We start from the raw sequence: 19,900 nt of genomic DNA, 5'->3' as shown, positions 1-19,900 counted from the left end.
ACACGTCACCTGTGGATCGGGCGCGTTTCCAGCCGGGCTGCTGGCGCTGTCACGGCATGTCCCGGGGAGCCGTCACATCCCCGCAGTTTACGGAAACCGGCCCGCCAAGGTAACCGCAAGTCGCTCCCCACTTTAGGGGGGTGCACCTGCCCCGACCCCTTCGTATGGTGAACGAAATAATTATGAGAACCGCACAGGATCGGAGGAGATGCACAATGAGCGGACAACGCCTGAAGGATCGCGTCGTGATGATCATCGGCGCAGGCTCCATTGATGCCGGCTGGGGCAATGGCAAGGCGGCGGCCATGCAGGCCGCGCGGGAAGGCGCCAGAGTTTTCGCGGTGGATATCAACGGAGAGGCGGTCCAGGAAACCGTGGACCTCATTCGCAACGAGGGGCTCGAGGCGACCGCGCACCAGGCCGACGCCACGGACTCTGCCGCCGTGGAGTCGATGGTGAATGCATGCGTACGCACCTACGGCGGCGTCGACGTCATGCACAACAATATCGGCATCGTCGAGCTGGGTGGCCCGGTCGAGCTGGAGGAAAGCGCCTGGCACCGGGCGCTGGACATCAACCTCACCAGCCCTTTCCTGACGTGCAAGCACGTTCTGCCGGTGATGGAGCGTCAGGGTCGGGGCGTGATCCTGGTCACCGGCTCCATCGCGGGCATCCGTTACACCGGCGTACCCTACGTGAGTTACAGCGCCACCAAAGCCGCTGTCGCGCAACTGTGTCAGAGCGTGGCGTTGCAGTACGCCAGCCGGGGCATCCGCGCGAACTGCATTCTGCCGGGCCTGATGGACACCCCAATGATTTACCAGGGGCTCAACGAAGGCTACTCCGCGAGCAGTCAGCAGGAGATGGTGGACAAACGAAACGCCCAGTGCCCCACCGGCCGCATGGGTGATGCGTGGGATGTGGCCCACGCCATGGTCTTCCTGGCCTCGGACGAAGCCAAGTACATCACTGGCCAGAATCTGGTGGTCGATGGCGGCCTGACCTGCAAGATCCACTAGGCGTTTCACATGCTGACCATCTGGGGACGCCGCAACTCGGCCAACGTTCAGAAGGTGCTCTGGCTTGCCGAAGAGCTCGGCATGGCCTGGCACCACGAGCCGGCGGGCGGCCAGGAGAATGCCGCACGGCACGACGCGCTGGTCGCACGCAACCCGAACGGTCTCGTGCCGGTCATTGAGCACGGGGCGCTTACGCTCTGGGAATCCAATGCGATACTCCGCTACCTGGCCCGTCTGTATCCCGAAGCGGAATGCTACGGCCGTTCACCAACGGAGTCGGCATACATCGATCAATGGATGGACTGGCAGGTCAGCACGCTGTGGCCGCAGATGCTGCCCTACTTCATCGGCCTGGTGCGCACACCGGAAGCGGATCGGGACGCGAACACGATCGAGACCGCGAGGCGACAGACGCACCAGAACTTCTCGATTCTCGAGCAATCCCTGCGGCCCGGCGCGTTTCTGGTGGGAGACCGGATTACAATCGCTGACGTCGCCCTCGGGGCGTTCATCCATCGCTGGCTGACGCTCAACGGCGATGCGGCCACGACCCAGCCACTGCTCGCCGCTCTCCACGAACGCTACCAGACCCGAGCGGCGTTCACGAGCCACATCCACCGGCCACCACTACAGTAGAGCGGTCGCTCAGCCCAGCGGCTTGAGCCAGAACTGGAGCGGCTTCTGCGTCTCTTCCCGTTCGCCGATGTCGGGCCAGGGGAAGTAGGCCACCAACTCCGGCCGGGGCTGATAACCGAAGTGCCGCCACACCGGGTCCAGCGGCTGATGGTTGGCGGGCTTCATGGGGTGGTCGTCCGGGCGCTGCACGGCGCAGAACGCGACACGGTCGTAATCGCCGAAGGAGCCGGCGAGGGCCTCGCGTTCCTGAAAAAACTGCCGGTAAAGGCCGTGACCGCGGTACTCGGGAAGGAGCACCGACTCGGCGAAATAGAATACGCGCTGCACGTCGATCCCCGCGTCGACGAACGGCTGCTGAATCTCCTGCTCCTCGTCCGTGAGCGGCATGGCCGTAGTCACCCCGACCACGGCATCGCCGTCCAGCACGGTTAGCGCGAACGAGCGCGGCGAGTCGACATAAATCTGCAGGAATCGGCGTTCATACTCCTCATCGCCCTCGTAGAGATAGGGCCATTCGCGGAAGACAGTCATGCGCAACCGCGCAATGTCGTCAAGCCGCCGGCCCAGACCGGCGCCATAGAGTCGTTCGAAGCGAAGGTCACCCATTGCCGGCATTCCCGTCATCCCGTGTAGAAAGCGATTCCAACACACCCCGGGGCGCATGTGCACGCAGGTTGGTTATGCTGGAACGACAGACCACTCAGGGAGCGAACCATGGCCATACACAGCGACGTTCTGACGCCACCGGCAGCCGCCACGCGCAGCTTCACCGATCCGGTGGTAACCGTGGAATACCTGCAGGAGATCTACGACCGCAACACCGCATTCCTCCGCGACTGGTTCCAGAGCTGCGCTCAGGGTGACCCTGTCCCGGGGCGGGTTCGGGCGTACTACCCGCGGGTGCGCATCGCCACCGCAACCCATGCCCGGGTGGACTCCCGCTCGTCCTACGGGTTCGTCGCCGGCCCGGGCGTGTTCGAGACAACCGTCACGCGGCCGGATCTCTTCCGCGATTACCTGATCGAACAGTGCGCCCTGCTGCTGCAGCACCACGGCGAGCCACTGGAAGTGGGCGAGTCTGCGGAGCCGATCCCGCTGCATTTCGCCTATCCGCGGGATATCAACGTCCAGGGTGGATTCGCCGACGGTCTGCCGGACCGCCCCCTGCGCGACCTGTTCGACACGCCAGACCTGGCGGCCATGGACGACGCCATCGTCAACGGCACCCACAGCGTCGAGGCGGGAGGGGCGCAGCCGCTGGCGCTGTTCCGCGCGGCGCGGGTGGACTACTCTCTGCACCGACTGGACCACTACACTGGCACCGATCCGTGCCACTTCCAGAACTTCGTCATCTTCACCAACTACCCGTTCTACACCGACGCCTTCGCCCGGCACTGCCGCGAGCAGCTCGCCGCCGGCACCGCCGACTTCGACGCGTTCGTGGAGCCGGGCAACCGCATCACGCGCCGCGGGGAAAACCAGCCGAGCGGCGAACCGCCGGAGCGGGCATTCCAGATGCCGGCATTCCATCGCGTCGCGGCGGACGGCTCCGGGGTCACCATGATCAATATCGGCGCCGGCCCGTCCAACGCGCGCAACATCACCGACCACGTGGCGGTGATGCGGCCCAGCGCCTGGCTGATGCTCGGCCACTGCGCCGGCCTGCGGAACACGCAGAAGCTCGGCGACTACGTACTCGCCCACGGCTACATCCGCGCCGATCACGTGCTGGACGAAGAGCTGCCCCTGTGGGTGCCGGTGCCCGCACTGGCGGAGATGCAGGTGGCGCTGGAGGACGCGGCCCGCCAGGTCACCGGCCTTGACGGCTTCGAGCTCAAGCGCGTGATCCGCACCGGGACGGTGGCCAGCGTGGACAACCGCAACTGGGAACTGGGCGATCACGCCACCACGCTCAAGCGCATGTCACAGTCGCGCGCGGTGGCGCTGGACATGGAGTCGGCCACCATCGCCGCCAACGGCTTCCGCTTCCGGGTGCCCTACGGCACGCTGCTGTGCGTGTCGGACAAGCCCATGCACGGCGAGATCAAGCTCGCGCGCATGGCGAGCGAGCTCTACCGCCAGCGGGTGGACCAGCACCTTGAGATGGGCCTGATGGCGCTTGAGAACCTCAAGCACTACGACCGGGAACGCCTGCACTCGCGCAAACTGCGCAGCTTCGCCGAGGTGGCATTCCGTTAAGGAAACACCGACAGCGCGCGTGGCGACGGTTCATGCGCCGGCCCGGCTTCGCTATGCTGGTGCCCTGAAACCGGACGAAGGCCGACGCATGGGAGCAGACGAACGGCAGTCGACCCTGCAGCGGGGCCCGACGGGAGCCGTCCACGCCCGGCAAGCGCCACCGATCGTGGTCGGCCGCGCCCCCATGGAACGCCGCCTGCGCGCCGTCAGGGTCGCGCGCCGGCCCACCACACTCTACGAGGCGTTTATCCGCCCGCTCGACGAAGACGGCGGCGACATCTTCGCCACCGAAGATCACCGGGAGACCCCATGACGACCAGAAGCACCGGCGATTCCCGTGGGCCCTTCATGGGTATTCCGCGCCACCTCCTCACAACCCTGCTGCCGCTTCTTGAGGAGGCAACCGCTGGTGCCATCGCCGTGGACCGCGACGCCCGCATCACCTGGATCAATTCAAGTTACGCCAGCCTGATCGGCGATGCGCCCGAACGCCTCGTGGGCCGACCGATCCGGGAAGTCATCCCCGCCACACGTATGCCGGAAACCGTACGTACCGGACAACCACGGCTACTGGACATCATGGAGTTCCGGGACCAGCAGCTCGTGGTGTCGCGGCTGCCGGTGGAAGAAGACGGTATCGTGGTCGGCGCGCTCGCATTCGTGGTCTATGACGACCTTCAGCCCCTGGCACCGCTGATGTCCAAGTACCGTCGCCTGCAGGATGATCTGGCCGCTGCGCGGCGAGCCCTGGCGCGCCGGACAGCGCGCTACAGCCTGTCGGACTTCGTCGGCGCGAGCCCGGCGGCCCTGGACGTGAAACGCCGCGCCCGGCTGGCGGCAGGACGCGACATCCCCACATTGCTGCTCGGCGAGACCGGCACGGGCAAGGAGATCCTCGCCCAGGCCATCCACAGCGCCTCGGCGCGGGCAGATCGTCCGTTCGTGGGCGTCAACCTGGCGGCAGTACCGGAGAATCTTCTGGAGTCAGAGTTCTTCGGGGTCGCCCCGGGCGCCTACACCGGCGCCGGACAGCGAACGCGGGAAGGCAAGTTTCAGCTGGCCCATGGCGGCACCCTGTTCCTGGACGAGATCGGGGACATGCCGCTGGCGCTGCAGGCCAAGCTGCTGCGGGTGCTGGAAGAGCAGCAGGTGGAGCCGCTGGGATCCAACCAGGTGCAGCAGGTGGACGTCCGCGTGATCGCCGCCACCAGCCGCGATATCGGCGCTATGCTGACCGACGGCACCTTCCGGTCGGATCTCTACTACCGGCTCAACGTGCTTGAGATCCGCGTGCCACCGTTGCGTGAGCGGCTGCAGGACCTGGGGATTCTTTGCGAAGCCCTGCTGGAGGACATCGCCCTGGGCGGCGAGCTCCACGCCGAACTCACCAGCGATGCACTGGCAGTACTGGAGCGCTATCACTGGCCCGGAAACATCCGTGAGTTGCGCAATACGCTTGAGCAGGCCCTGACCATGAATGAAGGCGAGGGCGCCCTGTCGGCGCACGAGATTCATGCGGTGCTCCCGGTCAGCCGGGCTGCCGGCTCAACGGCGGCAACTGGCTCGACGTCGGTGCGCCCATTGGCCGAGACGGTGGCGGATGCCGAGCAGGCCGCCATCGAGTCCGCCCTGCGCGCCACGGACGGCAATCGCAGCCGAGCTGCGCGCCTGCTGGGTATTTCCCGCTCCGTTCTGTACGAGAAGCTGTCGCGACTGTCCTGACATCAGGACATGTGTCTCTATTTCAGGACACATCAAGCCACCCTGCACCAAAAACTGTCCTATTAACCAGACACACCAGCCCACCCCCCCCCTCACGGAAACTGCCCAACGCTTCGCCTTTTCCATCCAGGACAATACGTTATGCCAGACCCGCCCGAGTTGGCACGCTTGGTGCTTTGATAACAGCGTGTTGCCCCGAAAAGCATGAACCATCGGGCGACATTGATGCGTCACGGCGAGGGTGCGACAGACACCGGGCCGTCTCACGGAGCCGCCCCGCGAGCGCGTCTCGCCAGAACGAAAACCCCAGGAGGAGATACCATGAAAGCTGTGACCCGACTGGCCGTTGCAGGCCTCACCACCGCCGGCCTTGCCCTTGGCAGCATGGCCACCACTGCCCACGCCGACAGCCCGGCGCAGTGGACAATGACCACGACCTGGTCCGACTCCATCGATCTGATCAAGATCGACCAGCGCTGGGCCGAGACCGTCAACCGAATCGCGGGCGATGAGCTGGAAATCGATTTCCGCTCCGGCGGCAGCCTGATGTCGGCCGGCGAAGTATTCGATGCCACCGAGACCGGCAGCATCGACGCATCCGGCGACTGGCCCGGCTACTGGGCGGGCACCGACTCTGCGTTCTCCCCGCTCGCCACCCACACCATGATGTTCAATGCCGTGGATTACCTGAACTGGATCTTCAAGTGGGGCGGCTGGGACATCTACCAGGAGATCTACGGCGAGTACAACATGGTGTACCTCCCGTACGCCGTCACCAACAACGAATCCGGCTTCATGGGTCGCACCAAGATCGAGTCCATCAGCGACCTCGACGGCATGCGTCTGCGGCTTGCCGGGCGTGACCAGGGCCGTGTGCTGGAAGAACTGGGCGGCTCCCAGGTGGAACTGGCCGGTGACGAGATCTACCAGGCCGTGGAACGCGGCGTGGTGGACGGCGCCGAGTTCTCCATTCCGGGTGTGGACTGGAAGGTCGGCTTCGGCGAGATCGTCGACTACTGGGCCACCCCCGGCTGGCACCAGTCGGCCAGCGTCTTCGGCGTCATGATCAACAAGGACTCCTGGGACGCCCTGTCCGAGACCACACAGGAGAAGCTGAAGGTTGCCGCCGAGTCCACCATGGCCTGGTCTCTGGCCTGGTCCGAGCACGGCTCCGTCGAAGGCACCAATAACTTCCTGGATGCAGGCGTCGAGATCAGCCAGATGCCCATGGAAGAACTGGAGGAAGTGCAGGACATCACCAACCAGGTCATCATCCGCGGTGCCTGCGAGAACCCGCGCCACGCCAAGGTGTACCACTCTCAGGTGAGCTACCTGAAGGACTACGCCGTCTGGAGGGACCTGTCCGCGCCGTTCAACATGAGCCGCACCATGGACAACCTGCCGTCCCTGGAAGAACTGGAAGAGTGCCTCTAAGACGACTGGCAAGGACTGCCTAGCGCGAAGACCCGCGGCCCCGAGCCGCGGGTCTTCGTGACGGCACTGGTCGCGCGAGCGGCCCCGTCTTCCCCTTCCGAACCATGACGGGAGAGCGTGGCTTATGCACTTCATTGCCAGCTTCATCGACGGATTCAATAAGTGGTTTGGCCGAATCATCGCGCCAATCATTGCGATCCTTGCGCTGGTGGTGGTCTATGACATCACCCTGCGCTTTTTCATCGGCCGCCCCAGTGACTGGGCGTTCGAAGTGACGAAACAACTCTTTGCCGCCCACTTCATGCTGCTCGGCGCCTACGCGCTGTACATGCGTGCCCACGTGGAAGTGGACGTCATCACCAACCTTTTCTCGAAGAAGGTTCGGGCCGTGCTTGAGATCCTCGGCTATCTGATCTTTTTCGCACCGTTCATCTACATCTACCTGGAGCACTCTTGGGGCTACGCCATGCGCTCCTGGACCCGCGGCGAGACCACCTCGGGCATGGTGTCCATACCCGTGTATCCCGTGAAGATGATCATGGTGGTCACTGGCGTCCTGCTGCTTCTGCAGGCCATCGCCATTGTGCTTCAGGCTGTCCAGCGGCTGCGGGAGGAATAATTCATGGGTCCGGAACTTCTTACTCTCATCATGTTCGGCGCGCTGCTGATCGGCCTGTTCATGGGCCACCCCCTGCCCTTCGTGCTGGGCGGCGCCGCCGTGATCGGTGCCTACCTCGGGCCCGGCCCGCAGGTGTTCGGCACCATCGTCAGCAACATCTACGGCCGTGTCATGGACAACTACGTCCTGGTCGCCATCCCGCTGTTCATACTCATGGCCCGGTTTCTCAACGACTCCGGTGTCACGGAGCGCATGTTTGAAGTCATGCGCCTGCTCATGGCCAACCTGCGCGGCGGCGTGGCGCTCACGGTTGTCGTCGTGTCCGTGCTGCTGGCCGCAACAACCGGGATTGTCGGTGCTTCCATCGCCGTCATGGGCCTCATAGCCCTGGCACCGATGCTCAAGTACGGCTATGACAAGTCTCTGAGTTCCGGGGTCATCATGGCCAGCGGCAGCCTCGGCATCCTGATTCCGCCGAGCATCATGCTTGTGCTCATGGCCAGTTACTCGCCGGTGTCGGTGGGTGCGCTGTTTGCCGGCGCGCTGGTGCCCGGCTTGATCCTCGGCGCGCTCTACGCGGCCTACGTACTGGTCGCTTGCTGGCTCAAGCCGGAATGGGGGCCGCCAGTGGAACCCGCCGAGCGCTCGCAGTACACGACGCCGCGACTACTGGGCCTGATGGCCCTCTACGTCATCCCGCCAATGGCGCTGATTCTCGGGGTACTGGGCGCGCTTTTCACCGGCTTCGCCACAGCCACCGAGGCATCCGCCATCGGCGCACTGCTGGCCTTCCTGCTGTTTCTTGCCTTCGGTGACAGGTCCATCAAGACGTGTTTCGCCACATTCGTCGAGGCAGGCAAGACCACTGCCATGGTGACATTCGTGATCGTCGGCGCCACGGCGTTCACAGGCGTCTTCTCCCGTGGCGGCGGCATGGAGTTCGTGCAGCAGTTGATGATGGGGGCACCGGGCGGTGAGATCGGCGTCCTGATCACCATGCTGTTCCTGGTGTTCCTGCTGGGCATGTTCCTGGACTGGACCGGCATCGTACTGCTGAGCTTCCCGATCATGCTGCCGGTGGTCCAGGCCATGGATATCGATCTGCTCTGGTTCGTGGTCATGAACGCGGTGATCCTGCAGACGTCCTTCCTCACGCCGCCGTTCGGCTACGCCCTGTTCTACCTCAAGGGTGTCGCACCACCGGGCGTCGAGATACTGGACCTGTACAAGGCGGTCATCCCGTTCTGCCTTCTGATCGTCTTCACGTGCATCATTCTCGCGCTGTTCCCGGGCCTGATCACCGGCCTGCCGGAGCTGCTGCTGGGCTGATGCCACCGGCGTGGCACACGCCGCAACATAACAACGCGGAGGAGACTCCAATGCGGATGCACAAGCGAGTGGCCCTGATAACGGGGGCCGGCCGGGGTATCGGCCGTGCCATCGCGGAGGCCTACGGCCACGAAGGCGCCCGGGTTGCCGTCGCCGACCTGTCGGCGGAGATGGCCGGCGAGACCGTGGCCGCCATCACGGCGAACGGTGGCGAGGCCATGGCTGTCACCATGGACGTCACCGACGAACAGGCCGTCAATGACGGCGTCACCGAGGTCTGCGACCGCTGGGGTGCCCTGGACGTGCTGGTGGCGAATGCCGGCATCCAGCACATCGACCCCATCGACCAGCTCGACTACGCCGATTGGCGCAAAGTGGTATCCGTGCACCTGGACGGCGCCTTTCTGGTGACGAAGGCGGCGCTGCAGTCCATGTATGCCAGTGGACGCGGCGGCGCGGTGATTTACATGGGCTCCGTCCACTCCAAGGAGGCGTCGCCCCTGAAAGCGCCTTACGTTGCCGCCAAGCACGCGCTGGCGGGGCTGTGCCGCTCGGTCGCCAAGGAAGGCGCCGCCCACGGCGTGCGCAGCAACATCATCTGCCCCGGTTTCGTGCGCACGCCCCTGGTAGAGAAGCAGATCCCGGAGCAGGCCCGCGAACTCGGAATCTCGGAAGAGTCCGTGGTGCGCGACGTCATGCTCAAGCAGACTGTGGACCAGGAGTTCACAACGCTGGAAGATGTCGCCGAGCTGGCGATCCACCTGGCGGCATTCCCGTCCAACGCCCTCACGGGGCAGTCCGTGGTGGTGAGCCATGGCTGGCATATGCAATAGCACGCAGAACGGGCGCCGCGCGCCGGCCGCCCGAGACAGGAACAGCGACGGAGGAAGACAGACATGTCCGGTGAAATCCTGTGGCAACCGGGTGAACGGGAGCTACGCAACAGCAACATGGCCCGGTACATGGATTGGCTGGCAGACAACGGATACGGCCGCTTCGGCAACTGGCAGGCGCTGTATCAGTGGTCCGTCGGCGACATGGACAGTTTCTGGCGCTCCGTCTGGGACTATGCCGGCCTGCAGGCTGACACCCCCTGGGAGCGCATCCGCGACGACCAGCCCATGCCAGCCACGCGCTGGCTGCCCGGGGCACGGCTGAGTTACGCCGGCAACCTGCTGCGCCATGCACACGGAGACCGCGCTGACGAAGAGGCCATCGTCGCCGTCGCCGAAGGGCGTGACACCATCCGTGTCACCTGGCGCACGCTCTACGAGCAGGTGGGTGCCTTCGAGGGCTGGCTGCGCGCCCAGGGTGTGGAGGCCGGGGATCGCGTCGCCGGTTTCGTGTGCAACGGCCACGAGGCGATGGTCGCCATGCTGGCCGCCAGCAGCATCGGTGCAGTGTGGAGTTCCGCTTCCCCGGATTTCGGCACCCAGGCCACAGAGGACCGCTTCGGCCAGATCGAACCCAAAATCCTGGTGGCCGTAAACGGTTACAGTTTCGGTGGCAAGCGCTTCCACAAGGCCGAGCAAATACGGGAACTCAAGGAGCGTATGCCGTCGGTCCGCGCCGTCGCGGTGATCTGCCAGCTCGACGAGGCCCCCATGCCGGAAGGCGATGCCTTCGTGCCATGGGACGAGGCCCTGGCCACCCACGACGGGGAGCAGCCATCGTTCACGCCGGTACCTGCCGACCACCCCCTCTACATTCTCTACTCCTCCGGCACCACCGGCAAACCGAAGTGCATCGTCCATGGCACCGGCGGGATTCTGCTGAACCATGCCAAGGAGCTGATCCTCCACGGTGATGTCGCGCCAGGCGACCGCTTCTTCTACTTCACCACCTGCGGCTGGATGATGTGGAACTGGCAGGCATCCGCTCTCGTCGCGGGCGCCACGCTGGTGGTCTACGACGGCTCCCCGGGACACCCGGACGTCGGCATGCCGTGGCGGCTGGCCGAGTCGGAGCGGCTTACGCACTTCGGCACCAGCGCCCGCTTCATCGCCGCCTGCCGCAAGGCCGAGATCAATCCGGGCCGGGACCAGGATCTCAGCCGCCTGCGGGTGGTGTTCTCCACCGGCTCACCACTGCTGCCCGAGGACTATGATTGGTTCTACGAATCCGTCTCCCGGGACATCCTGCTGGGCTCCATCGCCGGCGGCACGGATATCTGCGCCTGCTTCGTGGGCAGCAACCCGATCCTGCCGGTGCGCCGGGGAGAAATCCAGGCGCCCATGCTGGCCGCTGACGTGGTCGCCTTTGATGAGGACGGCACTGCCCTGGCCCATGACCGCGGGGAACTGGTCTGCCGTCAGCCCCTGCCATCCATGCCGGTGGCGTTCTGGAACGACCCTGACGGCTCGCGCTACCGCGAGGCGTATTTCGACACATTCCCGGGTGTCTGGGCCCACGGCGATTTCATCGGCTTCACCGAGAGTGGCGGCGCCATCATCTACGGGCGCTCCGATGCGGTACTCAACCCCGGAGGGGTGCGTATCGGTACGGCGGAGATCTACAGGCAGGTGGAAACCGTCGACGCGGTCGCCGACAGCCTGGTGGTGGGTCGGCCGGTGGAGGGCGACGTGGAGGTGGTGCTGCTGGTGGTGCCAGCCGCCGGCACGTCCCTCACCGGGGATCTCAAGCGCGAGCTGCGCCAGCGCATCCGCGAAGGCGCGAGCCCGAGACACGTGCCCCGGCACATCGTTGCCGTTGACGACATCCCCTACACGCGCAGCGGCAAGAAGGTGGAACTGGCGGTGGCGCGCATGCTTCGCGGCGACAGGAAGGAAGAGAACCGCGCCGCCCTGGGCAACCCGGAAGCCCTGGACAGCATCCGGGCCGCACTGGCCGAGGCCGAGCTGCTGCCAACGGGTTAGCGACCAGCAGCAACTTGCGGCAACTCCTGACCGGAAAAGGGACTTTCCGGTCCGCAAACCGGAACTGTGTCGCATCCGCGTTGGTCCGCAGGTGCTACGTTTTTGTTCGTGGCATCCATCGTTTATATTCCATGGACGCAACAACGGAGAGCAACGACGCGTCCCGCACTGGTGTCACGGACGATGCACCTGAGCTGGCCGGCCATGCGCAGGCCGTTGCGTACAGGGTTCTATCGCACGTCCCGTGACTGCGGACATCCGGCCCGCGAGTGACCGCACCTCCCGAGCCCGCAACCGGAACGACCGACTCCTGACCCATGGCAACGGCAAACCCGACAATCAATCTCAGTGGCCTGGCCGGACGACTCGTCCGTGACGGGCTTATCCCCGAGGCATCCGCACGTGACGCGGTGGAAGCCGCCCGCAAGGCGCGTCATCCCCTGGTGACGCACCTGGTCAGCGAACATCTGATCGCCGCCCGCGACCTGGCCCACGCCGCTGCCATCGAATTCGGCGTGCCACTGCTGGACCTGGACGCACTGGACGTCGACCCGGCGGCGGTCAAACTTGTCAAGGAGAAACTCATCCGCCACCATCAGGTCCTGCCGCTGCTCAAGCGCGGCAAGCGTCTGTTCGTGGCGGTGACCGACCCCACCAATCTCGAAGCCCTGGACGAGTTCAAGTTCCACACCGGGCTCACCACCGAGCCGGTTCTGGTCGAGCACGACAAGCTGCAACGCGCCATCGAACGCGCCCTGGACGCCGCTGGCAACAATTTCGGCATGGCCAGCGAGGAGCTCGACAGCGACCTTGAGAATCTGCAGGTCAGCGCCAGCGACGACGACACGACCCCCGGCGAGGAATCCGATGCCGATGACGCGCCGGTGGTGCGCTTCGTCAACAAGGTGCTGGTGGACGCCATCAACAAGGGCGCCTCGGACATCCATTTCGAGCCCTACGAGAAGACCTACCGCGTGCGTTTCCGGCAGGACGGCATGCTGCACACCGTGGCCAGCCCGCCTCTGGGGCTCGCCCCACGGATCTCCGCACGACTGAAGGTCATGTCGCGCATGGACATCGCCGAAAGGCGGGTGCCACAGGACGGGCGCATCAAGATGAGCCTGTCCAAGACCCGCGCCATCGACTTCCGTGTCAGCAGCTGTCCGACGCTGTTCGGCGAGAAGATCGTGCTGCGTATTCTCGACCCCAGCAGCGCCATGCTGGGCGTGGACAAGCTCGGCTACGAACCGGAACAGAAAGAACGCTTCCTCGGCGCCATCGAGAAGCCCTACGGTATGGTGCTGGTCACCGGCCCCACCGGCAGCGGCAAGACCGTGTCCCTTTACACGGCGCTGAATATCCTCAACACCGAGGACCGGAACATCTCCACGGTCGAGGATCCGGTGGAAATCAACCTGCCCGGGATCAACCAGGTCAACATGAATCCCAAGGCCGGACTCACCTTCGCCACGGCCCTGCGCGCGTTCCTGCGCCAGGACCCGGACGTGGTCATGGTCGGCGAGATCCGAGACCTGGAAACCGCCGAGATCGCCATCAAGGCGGCACAAACCGGGCACCTGGTCCTGTCCACACTGCACACCAACGACGCCCCGCAGACCCTGACCCGGCTCATGAACATGGGCGTGCCGTCGTACAATATCGCCTCGTCCGTGCACCTGATCATCGCCCAGCGGCTGGCGCGGCGACTGTGCAGCAACTGCAAGGCCCCGGCGGACATCCCTGCGGAGGCGTTGAAGAAGGAAGGGTTTGCCGACGCCGACCTGGACGACCTCACCGTCTACGCCCCGGTGGGCTGCGACCAGTGCAACCAGGGCTACAAGGGCCGCGTGGGCATCTACCAGGCCATGCCCGTCAGCGAGGCCATGGGCCGGATCATCATGGAAGGCGGCAACGCCATGCAGCTCGAAGAGCAGGCCGCCAGGGAAGGGATCAACGACCTCAGACGCTCGGGCCTGATGAAGGTCATGCAGGGCGTGACCAGCCTCGACGAGGTCAACCGCGTCACCAAGGAATGAACATGGCAGCAAAAGCGGCAAAACAGAATCCCACGTTCGTCTGGGAAGGAACCGACAAACGCGGAGAACGGGTCAAGGGCGAGAACCAGGCCGCCAACGTCACCATGATGAAGGCGGAACTGCGCCGCATCGGTATCAACCCGAAGAACGTACGTCGCAAGTCCGCGCTGTCCAGCCTGGGGCAGCGCAAGAAGCGCATCGACCCAGGCGACATCGCGGTGTTCAGCCGCCAGCTCGCCACCATGATGAATGCCGGTGTGCCGCTGGTGCAGGGCCTGGACATCATGGCGTCGGGTCACCAGAACCCATCCATGCGGGAGCTCATCGCCGACATCAAGGGCGACGTGGAGGGGGGCACCAACCTCAGCGAGGCGCTGGCGAAACACCCCCGCTACTTCAACGACCTCTTCTGCAACCTGGTCGAGGCCGGCGAATCCGCCGGCGTGCTGGATACGCTGCTCGACAAGCTGGCGACCTATCTGGAGAAGACGGAGTCGATCAAGAAGAAGATCCGCAAGGCCATGTTCTATCCGGCCGCAGTCATCGTGGTGGCGTTCATCGTCACAGCGATCCTGCTGATTTTCGTGGTGCCGGAATTTCAGAACATGTTCCGCAGTTTCGGCGCCGATCTGCCGGTTTTCACGCGCATGGTCATCAACCTCTCGGACTTCTTCCAGCAGTACTGGTACGCCATCTTCGGGGGCATCATCGGCGCGGTGGTGGCCTTCGTCGTGACCCATCGACGATCGCCACGCTTCCGGCGCTTCATGGACCGGCTGTTGCTGCGCATCCCGGTGGTGGGGCCGATTCTGGACAAAGCCGCCACCGCGCGCTTCGGGCGCACGCTCTCAACCATGTTCGCCGCCGGCGTGCCGCTGGTGGAGGCGCTGGAATCAGTCTCCGGCGCCTGCGGTAATACCGTCTATGAAGACGCCATTCTGGAGATGAAAGACCAGGTCGCCTCCGGGCAACAGTTGAATGTCGCCATGCGCTTGTCCAACCTGTTCCCCCACATGGTGGTGCAGATGGCCGCCATCGGCGAGGAGTCCGGCTCGCTGGATACGATGCTGGCGAAGGTGGCGGATTTCTACGAAGAGGAAGTCGACAACCAGATCGACAGCCTCAGCAGCCTGCTGGAGCCGTTCATCATGGTGATTCTGGGCGTCCTAGTGGGCGGCCTCGTCATCGCCATGTATCTGCCGATTTTCCAGATGGGTCAGGTCATCTGACGCCGCCCTTTCAGCGAGGACCGCTCTCACCGGATGGCAAGCGTAATCGACGTACTGCAGCAGCCAGCGGGCCTGATCCCCGCAACGTTCGTTTTCGGGCTGCTGGTGGGCAGTTTTCTCAATGTCGTCATCCTGCGCCTGCCGGTCATGCTGGAACGGGCGTGGCGAGAACAGGCGCGGGAGGTGCTGGGCGAGGCGGCGGAGACGACCGGAGGGCGTTTCGACCTGATCACCCCGGGGTCCCACTGCCCCGCCTGCGGCCGCCACATCCGCGCCTGGGAAAACATCCCGGTGCTGAGCTGGCTGGCCCAGCATGGCCGCTGCCGGGGCTGCCGCGCGGCGATCAGTGCCCGCTACCCCGCCGTCGAGCTGCTCGCCGGCCTGCTCTCCGCTGCCGTGGCCTGGCATTTCGGCTGGAGTATTGAACTGGCGGGCGCGTTGCTGCTCACCTGGTCCTTGATCGCCCTCTCAGGGATTGATGTCGACCATCAGCTGCTGCCCGATACGCTGACCCTGCCCATGCTGTGGTTCGGCCTGGCGTTCGCGCTGCTCACCGACGGCGCGCTGGCGTCACCCGTGGACGCGTTGATCGGCGCCATGGCGGGCTATCTCAGCCTGTGGCTCGTGTTCCACTGTTTTCGGCTCGCAACCGGCAAGGAGGGCATGGGCTACGGGGACTTCAAGTTGCTCGCCCTGCTGGGGGCCTGGCTGGGGTGGCAGGCACTGCCGGTTGTCATTTTGATGGCGTCGTTGGTCGGTGCGGTTGCAGGCGTCGCCATGGTACTGGTTCTGGGGCGGGACCGGGAACTGCCCATTCCGTTCGGCCCATACCTTGCCGCTGCGGGCTGGCTTACCTTACTGTGGCGGGATGACCTGATCGCCATGTACATGCGGTTGTCCGGGCTGGGTTAGGGTCGCCGGGCCGCCCGAAACGTGGAGGATGCGAATCCGTGCTCATCATCGGTCTCACAGGCGGCGTCGCCAGCGGCAAGACCACGGTCAGCGACCTGTTCGCCGACCGCGGTGTTACCGTTGTGGATGCGGATGTCGCCTCCCGGCGTGTCGTGGAACCCGGGGAGCCTGCATTGTCGGAACTCGTGGAGGCTTTCGGTGATCAGATTCTCACGGCCGAAGGAACACTCGACCGCCAGCAGCTGCGGCAAACGGCGTTTGCGGACGATGCGGCACGCCAGCGGCTCGAGGGCATCCTGCACCCGCGGATCCGCGCGTTCATGGATGCCGAGCTGCGCCAGGTCCGGGGGCCGTACGCGATCCTGTCCGTACCGCTGCTCGTGGAGAGCAATCTGCTGGACATGGTCGAGCGCGTCCTGGTTGTGGACGTCCCGGAATCCGTACAGCGCGAGCGGCTTATCGCCCGGGACGGCAGTACCCCGGAGCAGGCGGATGCAATCATCGCCGCACAGACGTCCCGGGAGCGGAGGCTGCACCACGCAGACGACATCATCGACAACACCCAGGATCTTGAGAACCTGAAGCAGCAGGTCGAGACTCTGCATCAGGCGTATCTCGCCATGGCGGAACGCAGCGCCAACACGAACGCCGGTCTAGCGGAGCACTAATGGAACACGAACAAGACCACGATGAATCCATCGTCTTCGAACAGCCGCTGAATGAGCGCGTGCGCACCCTCATGCGGCTGGAACACCTGTTCGGTCAGGCCCGGTTCGCGATGGAAGGTGACACGCTGTGGCACAGCCGGCTTGGCGTCAGCACCATTGGCGAGATCCTGGACCTGTTCAGCCGCGGCGATCTCAAGACCGAGCTCATCAAGGAGCTGGACCGGGTCACCAGCCTGCTGAGGCGCCTGGAGGAACGGCCCGGAGTCGACACCGACCGCCTGCACCACGTCATTGAGCGCTGCGGCACACTGCACGAACGGCTGGGCCAGCACACCGGCCAGCTGGGCGCAGCACTGCGTCAGGATGACCTACTCTCGAACGTCATGCAGCGCGCCGGCATCGCCGGTGGCACGTGCGCTTTCGACCTGCCACGCTACCACCGCTGGCTGTCCCGCCCGGCCAGCGCTCGGCAGCACGACCTGGAGAACTGGTACGCAAGCATCGATACGGTCCGGGATGCGACCGAGACCGTACTGGGGCTGCTCCGCGACAGCGCAATTCCGAAGGAGTGTCACAGCCGCAAGGGAACCTATCAGCGCAACCTGGACAAGAACACCTCCTACCAGCTGGTTCGCGTGGAATTGCCGGCGGACAGCAGCGAGTACCCCGAGATCAGCGGCACCAAGATGTTCATCACAATCCGCTTCATGGAACAGAACGGCACCCTTGACCGGCCCCAGCAGTCGACCGAGGATAAACGGTTCGTACTGCAACTCTGCGTTCTTTGATTTGAGATGAGCAATCGCAACGCCCCCTGCCCCAACTGCAGGAAACTCGTGGACTGGGACGGCGACAGCCCCTGGCGGCCATTCTGCAGCGAACGCTGCAAGTCTGTGGACCTGGGCGGCTGGCTGCAGGAGAGCCACCGAATTCCCGGCATCGAGCTCCCGGAGGAACTGCTGGACGAGATCGGCGACGAGCAGGACCCGGCCAACCAGTAGTCCCATGCGGCGGGGCCGGCTCAGTCCACCCGCCACAACCCCCGGATCGCCGCGACACCCTGTGCGCGGCAGGCGTGCAGTTGCGCCAGATCATCGGCGCCCAACCCGCCCAGGGCGTACACGGGAATCGGCACGTCGGCAACCAGCTCCTGAAACCGGGCTTCACCAAGCGGGGTCGCATCCGGGTGGCTTGCCGTGGGGCGCACGGGCCCGAGAACCGCGAAATCAGCGCCCAAGGACACGGCCCGGGCCAGTTCATTGGCGTCGTGACAGGACGCTGCCACCAGCGACGAGGAGGCCAGCGGCCGCCGGTCCAGTTCATGCAGCATGGCTGCGGGCAGATGAACGCCCGTTTTCAGCTCCCGCGCGAGCGCCACATCCCCGTTGAGCAGCAACTGCACCCCCTGCTCTCTTGCCATCAGGGCCGATTCACCTGCAACCCGGCGCCAGACCGTTGCCGAGGCGCCGGGGAGACGGAGCTGGATCAGACCCGCGCCGGCCGCCATGTGGCGCCGCAACCGCTCGAGAAAAGCGCTGCTGCGCTCGCCGTCGGCAAGATCCGGCGTAATGAGATATGTCTCCGGCAGCGACGCAGCCGTGGTGATCGGGCCGTTAGCGGCGGGAAACCGGTAGCGGTTCAGCTCCCGCGGCGGCACCCACCGCAGCGGTTGGCCTTCACGGCCGGACGGCGTCCCGGCGAAGCGCCGCACTTCCCACGTGTCCAGTAGCACCGACTTGTCGGCATACTGCCACGGCACGCGAATCAATGGCCGCACCTCCAGAGGCTGGATACCCAGTTCCTCGTGCAGTTCCCGGGCAAGGGCGTCGCGAACGGTTTCACCCGCTTCAACCTTGCCACCGGGAAACTCCCAGCGCCCCCCCTGATGGCTGTCTTCGGCCCGGCGTGCGATGAGCACACGCCCATCGGGCAGGCGGATCACGCCCACGGCCACGTGGGTCTGCGCGGAGTCATTGCGGCCCATAAGCGGAGGCGCGGTCAGGTGCGGTATTCGGCGTTGATACGCACGTATTCATAGGAAAAGTCACAGGTCCAGACCACCGCCCCGGCGTCACCACGTCCGAGCGCGACATGAATGGTGATCTCCTCCCGGCTCATGCGTTCCGCCGCGGCGGGCTCGCTGTAATCGGGGGAACGGCCGCCGTGGGCCGCAATACACAGGTCGTCCAGCCAGATGGCCACACGATCCACGTCCATATCGTCCACGCCCGCGCGGCCAATGGCGGCCAGGATTCGGCCCCAGTTGGGATCGCCCGCGAAGAACGCCGTCTTCACCAGCGGCGACTGGGCAATGGTGAAGGCAACGGCCTCCGCCTCCGCCTCATTGCATGCACCGCTCACGTCAATGGTGATGAAGCGGGTCGCGCCCTCACCGTCCCGCACGATGGCCTGCGCCAGTTCCTGGCACAGCGACACCAGGGCCTGCTGCAGGCGCTCCAGGTCATCGCTGCCAGCCGCCGGCGCGATGCCGCTGGCGCCGGTACCGATCAGGACACAGGCATCATTGGTGGACGTGTCACCGTCTACGGTGATGCGGTTGAAGCTGGTGCCCACGGCGTGGCGTAGGACGTCATCCAGCTGGGCCTGGGTCAGGTCGGCGTCCGTGGCGATGAACGCAAGCATGGTGGCCATGTCGGGGCGGATCATTCCCGCCCCCTTGGACATGCCGCTGATGGTGACCTCACCACCGCTCAGGGCCACCCGCCGCGACGCGCCCTTGGGCACGGTATCGGTGGTGAGAATGCCGGCCGCCGCGGCGAGCCAGCCATCGCTCTGCAGCGCCGTGGCGGCCTCGGGAATGGCATTGATGATACGGTCCACCGGCAATGGCTCACCAATGACGCCGGTGGAGAACGGCAGCACAGAGGCGTCGGCCACGTCCATGTGCCGGGCCACCGCCTCGCAGGACGACAGTGCCGCGGCCATGCCGGCCTCGCCGGTCCCGGCGTTGGCGTTGCCGGTATTGATGAGCAGAAAACGGGGCTCGGCCGCCCCCAGGTGGCGACGCGCCACGTGCACGGGCGCCGCACAGAACCGGTTTCGGGTGAACACGGCACTCGCCCTGGAGCCCGGGTCCAGTGCCATAAGCACCAGATCAGGGCGGCCCGGCTTCTTGATGCCGGCCGCGGCCACGCCAAGACGAACGCCGGGGACCGGGGCTATCGCAGGTTGCAGGGGGAGTCCGACCGCCACGTTACAGG

At 65.2% G+C, this 19,900-nt stretch carries 19 protein-coding genes; 16 read left to right on the top strand and 3 right to left on the bottom strand.

Features of this window, described 5'->3' with window-relative positions:
- Positions 1 to 215: 215 nt before the first annotated feature.
- Positions 216 to 1,019 (top strand): SDR family NAD(P)-dependent oxidoreductase, encoded by an 804-nt coding sequence (locus tag ACNSTU_RS13375; protein ID WP_290635301.1) that lies wholly within the window; start codon positions 216 to 218, stop codon positions 1,017 to 1,019.
- A gap of 9 nt (positions 1,020 to 1,028) precedes the next feature.
- On the top strand, positions 1,029 to 1,655 hold the full coding sequence (locus tag ACNSTU_RS13370; protein WP_290635299.1) for a glutathione S-transferase family protein: 627 nt from the start codon (positions 1,029 to 1,031) through the stop codon (positions 1,653 to 1,655).
- Between the two features lie 9 nt (positions 1,656 to 1,664).
- Here the strand turns inward: ACNSTU_RS13370 and ACNSTU_RS13365 are convergent, their stop codons facing one another.
- Positions 1,665 to 2,261 carry a GNAT family N-acetyltransferase gene (locus tag ACNSTU_RS13365; RefSeq protein WP_290635297.1) on the bottom strand — a complete coding sequence of 199 codons (597 nt, stop codon included), beginning with the start codon at positions 2,259 to 2,261 and terminating at the stop codon, positions 1,665 to 1,667.
- Positions 2,262 to 2,369: 108 nt separating this feature from the next.
- On the opposite strand from ACNSTU_RS13365, the gene ACNSTU_RS13360 reads away from it, so the two are divergent.
- From ACNSTU_RS13360 to ACNSTU_RS13295, 14 genes are all read left to right on the top strand, one after another.
- Entirely contained in the window at positions 2,370 to 3,854 is a 1,485-nt protein-coding gene (locus ACNSTU_RS13360) for an AMP nucleosidase (RefSeq protein ID WP_290635295.1), read from the top strand.
- An 88-nt stretch (positions 3,855 to 3,942) separates the two neighbouring features.
- On the top strand, positions 3,943 to 4,167 hold the full coding sequence (locus tag ACNSTU_RS13355; protein WP_290637912.1) for a hypothetical protein: 225 nt from the start codon (positions 3,943 to 3,945) through the stop codon (positions 4,165 to 4,167).
- The gene (locus ACNSTU_RS13350) at positions 4,164 to 5,576 is read left to right on the top strand and encodes a sigma-54 interaction domain-containing protein (RefSeq protein WP_290637911.1); all 1,413 of its coding nucleotides are present in this window, start codon (positions 4,164 to 4,166) and stop codon (positions 5,574 to 5,576) included. Before ACNSTU_RS13355 ends, ACNSTU_RS13350 begins: the two co-directional genes overlap by 4 nt.
- Positions 5,577 to 5,897: 321 nt before the next feature.
- Positions 5,898 to 7,010, top strand: a complete 1,113-nt coding sequence (locus tag ACNSTU_RS13345) for a hypothetical protein (protein ID WP_290634589.1) — start codon at positions 5,898 to 5,900, stop codon at positions 7,008 to 7,010.
- 124 nt (positions 7,011 to 7,134) lie between these two features.
- Complete coding sequence (locus ACNSTU_RS13340) at positions 7,135 to 7,629, top strand: TRAP transporter small permease subunit (protein ID WP_290634587.1); 495 nt, start codon at positions 7,135 to 7,137, stop codon at positions 7,627 to 7,629.
- Positions 7,630 to 7,632: 3 nt separating this feature from the next.
- Entirely contained in the window at positions 7,633 to 8,958 is a 1,326-nt protein-coding gene (locus ACNSTU_RS13335) for a TRAP transporter large permease (protein WP_290634585.1), read from the top strand.
- A gap of 50 nt (positions 8,959 to 9,008) precedes the next feature.
- Positions 9,009 to 9,791 carry a 3-hydroxybutyrate dehydrogenase gene (locus ACNSTU_RS13330; RefSeq protein WP_290634583.1) on the top strand — a complete coding sequence of 261 codons (783 nt, stop codon included), beginning with the start codon at positions 9,009 to 9,011 and terminating at the stop codon, positions 9,789 to 9,791.
- A gap of 63 nt (positions 9,792 to 9,854) precedes the next feature.
- The gene (locus tag ACNSTU_RS13325) at positions 9,855 to 11,834 is read left to right on the top strand and encodes an acetoacetate--CoA ligase (RefSeq protein ID WP_290634581.1); all 1,980 of its coding nucleotides are present in this window, start codon (positions 9,855 to 9,857) and stop codon (positions 11,832 to 11,834) included.
- Positions 11,835 to 12,151: 317 nt separating this feature from the next.
- Complete coding sequence (pilB, locus tag ACNSTU_RS13320) at positions 12,152 to 13,870, top strand: type IV-A pilus assembly ATPase PilB (RefSeq protein ID WP_290634579.1); 1,719 nt, start codon at positions 12,152 to 12,154, stop codon at positions 13,868 to 13,870.
- 2 nt (positions 13,871 to 13,872) lie between these two features.
- Positions 13,873 to 15,099 carry a type II secretion system F family protein gene (locus tag ACNSTU_RS13315; RefSeq protein WP_290634577.1) on the top strand — a complete coding sequence of 409 codons (1,227 nt, stop codon included), beginning with the start codon at positions 13,873 to 13,875 and terminating at the stop codon, positions 15,097 to 15,099.
- A gap of 33 nt (positions 15,100 to 15,132) precedes the next feature.
- Positions 15,133 to 16,011: a prepilin peptidase gene (locus ACNSTU_RS13310; protein ID WP_290637907.1), complete on the top strand. Its 879-nt coding sequence runs from the start codon at positions 15,133 to 15,135 to the stop codon at positions 16,009 to 16,011.
- 38 nt (positions 16,012 to 16,049) lie between these two features.
- Positions 16,050 to 16,679, top strand: a complete 630-nt coding sequence (gene coaE, locus ACNSTU_RS13305; RefSeq protein ID WP_290634575.1) for a dephospho-CoA kinase — start codon at positions 16,050 to 16,052, stop codon at positions 16,677 to 16,679.
- Positions 16,679 to 17,467: a cell division protein ZapD gene (zapD, locus tag ACNSTU_RS13300; RefSeq protein WP_290634574.1), complete on the top strand. Its 789-nt coding sequence runs from the start codon at positions 16,679 to 16,681 to the stop codon at positions 17,465 to 17,467. Before coaE ends, zapD begins: the two co-directional genes overlap by 1 nt.
- 6 nt (positions 17,468 to 17,473) lie before the next feature.
- Entirely contained in the window at positions 17,474 to 17,680 is a 207-nt protein-coding gene (locus tag ACNSTU_RS13295) for a DNA gyrase inhibitor YacG (RefSeq protein WP_290634573.1), read from the top strand.
- 20 nt (positions 17,681 to 17,700) lie between these two features.
- Here ACNSTU_RS13295 and ACNSTU_RS13290 read toward each other — a convergent pair whose 3' ends face one another.
- Both ACNSTU_RS13290 and argJ read right to left on the bottom strand, forming a co-directional pair.
- Positions 17,701 to 18,663, bottom strand: a complete 963-nt coding sequence (locus ACNSTU_RS13290; RefSeq protein ID WP_290634572.1) for a Nudix family hydrolase — start codon at positions 18,661 to 18,663, stop codon at positions 17,701 to 17,703.
- Between the two features lie 14 nt (positions 18,664 to 18,677).
- Positions 18,678 to 19,892, bottom strand: a complete 1,215-nt coding sequence (gene argJ, locus ACNSTU_RS13285) for a bifunctional glutamate N-acetyltransferase/amino-acid acetyltransferase ArgJ (protein ID WP_290634571.1) — start codon at positions 19,890 to 19,892, stop codon at positions 18,678 to 18,680.
- Positions 19,893 to 19,900: the final 8 nt, after the last annotated feature.

The sequence above is a fragment of the Aquisalimonas sp. APHAB1-3 genome (genome assembly GCF_048323695.1).
Lineage (GTDB): Bacteria > Pseudomonadota > Gammaproteobacteria > Nitrococcales > Aquisalimonadaceae > Aquisalimonas.
This window is presented reverse-complemented; position numbering and strand designations above follow the sequence as displayed.

What these genes read in the sequence shown, in the direction of transcription:
- ACNSTU_RS13315 (WP_290634577.1), top strand. Translation starts at nt 13,873, where the DNA reads ATGGCAGCAAAAGCGGCAAAACAGAATCCCACGTTCGTCTGGGAAGGA.
- ACNSTU_RS13375 (WP_290635301.1), top strand. Translation starts at nt 216, where the DNA reads ATGAGCGGACAACGCCTGAAGGATCGCGTCGTGATGATCATCGGCGCA.
- ACNSTU_RS13290 (WP_290634572.1), bottom strand. Translation starts at nt 18,663, where the DNA reads ATGGGCCGCAATGACTCCGCGCAGACCCACGTGGCCGTGGGCGTGATC.
- ACNSTU_RS13345 (WP_290634589.1), top strand. Translation starts at nt 5,898, where the DNA reads ATGAAAGCTGTGACCCGACTGGCCGTTGCAGGCCTCACCACCGCCGGC.
- ACNSTU_RS13355 (WP_290637912.1), top strand. Translation starts at nt 3,943, where the DNA reads ATGGGAGCAGACGAACGGCAGTCGACCCTGCAGCGGGGCCCGACGGGA.
- zapD (WP_290634574.1), top strand. Translation starts at nt 16,679, where the DNA reads ATGGAACACGAACAAGACCACGATGAATCCATCGTCTTCGAACAGCCG.
- pilB (WP_290634579.1), top strand. Translation starts at nt 12,152, where the DNA reads ATGGCAACGGCAAACCCGACAATCAATCTCAGTGGCCTGGCCGGACGA.
- ACNSTU_RS13330 (WP_290634583.1), top strand. Translation starts at nt 9,009, where the DNA reads ATGCGGATGCACAAGCGAGTGGCCCTGATAACGGGGGCCGGCCGGGGT.
- ACNSTU_RS13365 (WP_290635297.1), bottom strand. Translation starts at nt 2,261, where the DNA reads ATGGGTGACCTTCGCTTCGAACGACTCTATGGCGCCGGTCTGGGCCGG.
- ACNSTU_RS13295 (WP_290634573.1), top strand. Translation starts at nt 17,474, where the DNA reads ATGAGCAATCGCAACGCCCCCTGCCCCAACTGCAGGAAACTCGTGGAC.
- ACNSTU_RS13310 (WP_290637907.1), top strand. Translation starts at nt 15,133, where the DNA reads ATGGCAAGCGTAATCGACGTACTGCAGCAGCCAGCGGGCCTGATCCCC.
- ACNSTU_RS13350 (WP_290637911.1), top strand. Translation starts at nt 4,164, where the DNA reads ATGACGACCAGAAGCACCGGCGATTCCCGTGGGCCCTTCATGGGTATT.
- ACNSTU_RS13360 (WP_290635295.1), top strand. Translation starts at nt 2,370, where the DNA reads ATGGCCATACACAGCGACGTTCTGACGCCACCGGCAGCCGCCACGCGC.
- ACNSTU_RS13325 (WP_290634581.1), top strand. Translation starts at nt 9,855, where the DNA reads ATGTCCGGTGAAATCCTGTGGCAACCGGGTGAACGGGAGCTACGCAAC.
- ACNSTU_RS13340 (WP_290634587.1), top strand. Translation starts at nt 7,135, where the DNA reads ATGCACTTCATTGCCAGCTTCATCGACGGATTCAATAAGTGGTTTGGC.
- ACNSTU_RS13370 (WP_290635299.1), top strand. Translation starts at nt 1,029, where the DNA reads ATGCTGACCATCTGGGGACGCCGCAACTCGGCCAACGTTCAGAAGGTG.
- ACNSTU_RS13335 (WP_290634585.1), top strand. Translation starts at nt 7,633, where the DNA reads ATGGGTCCGGAACTTCTTACTCTCATCATGTTCGGCGCGCTGCTGATC.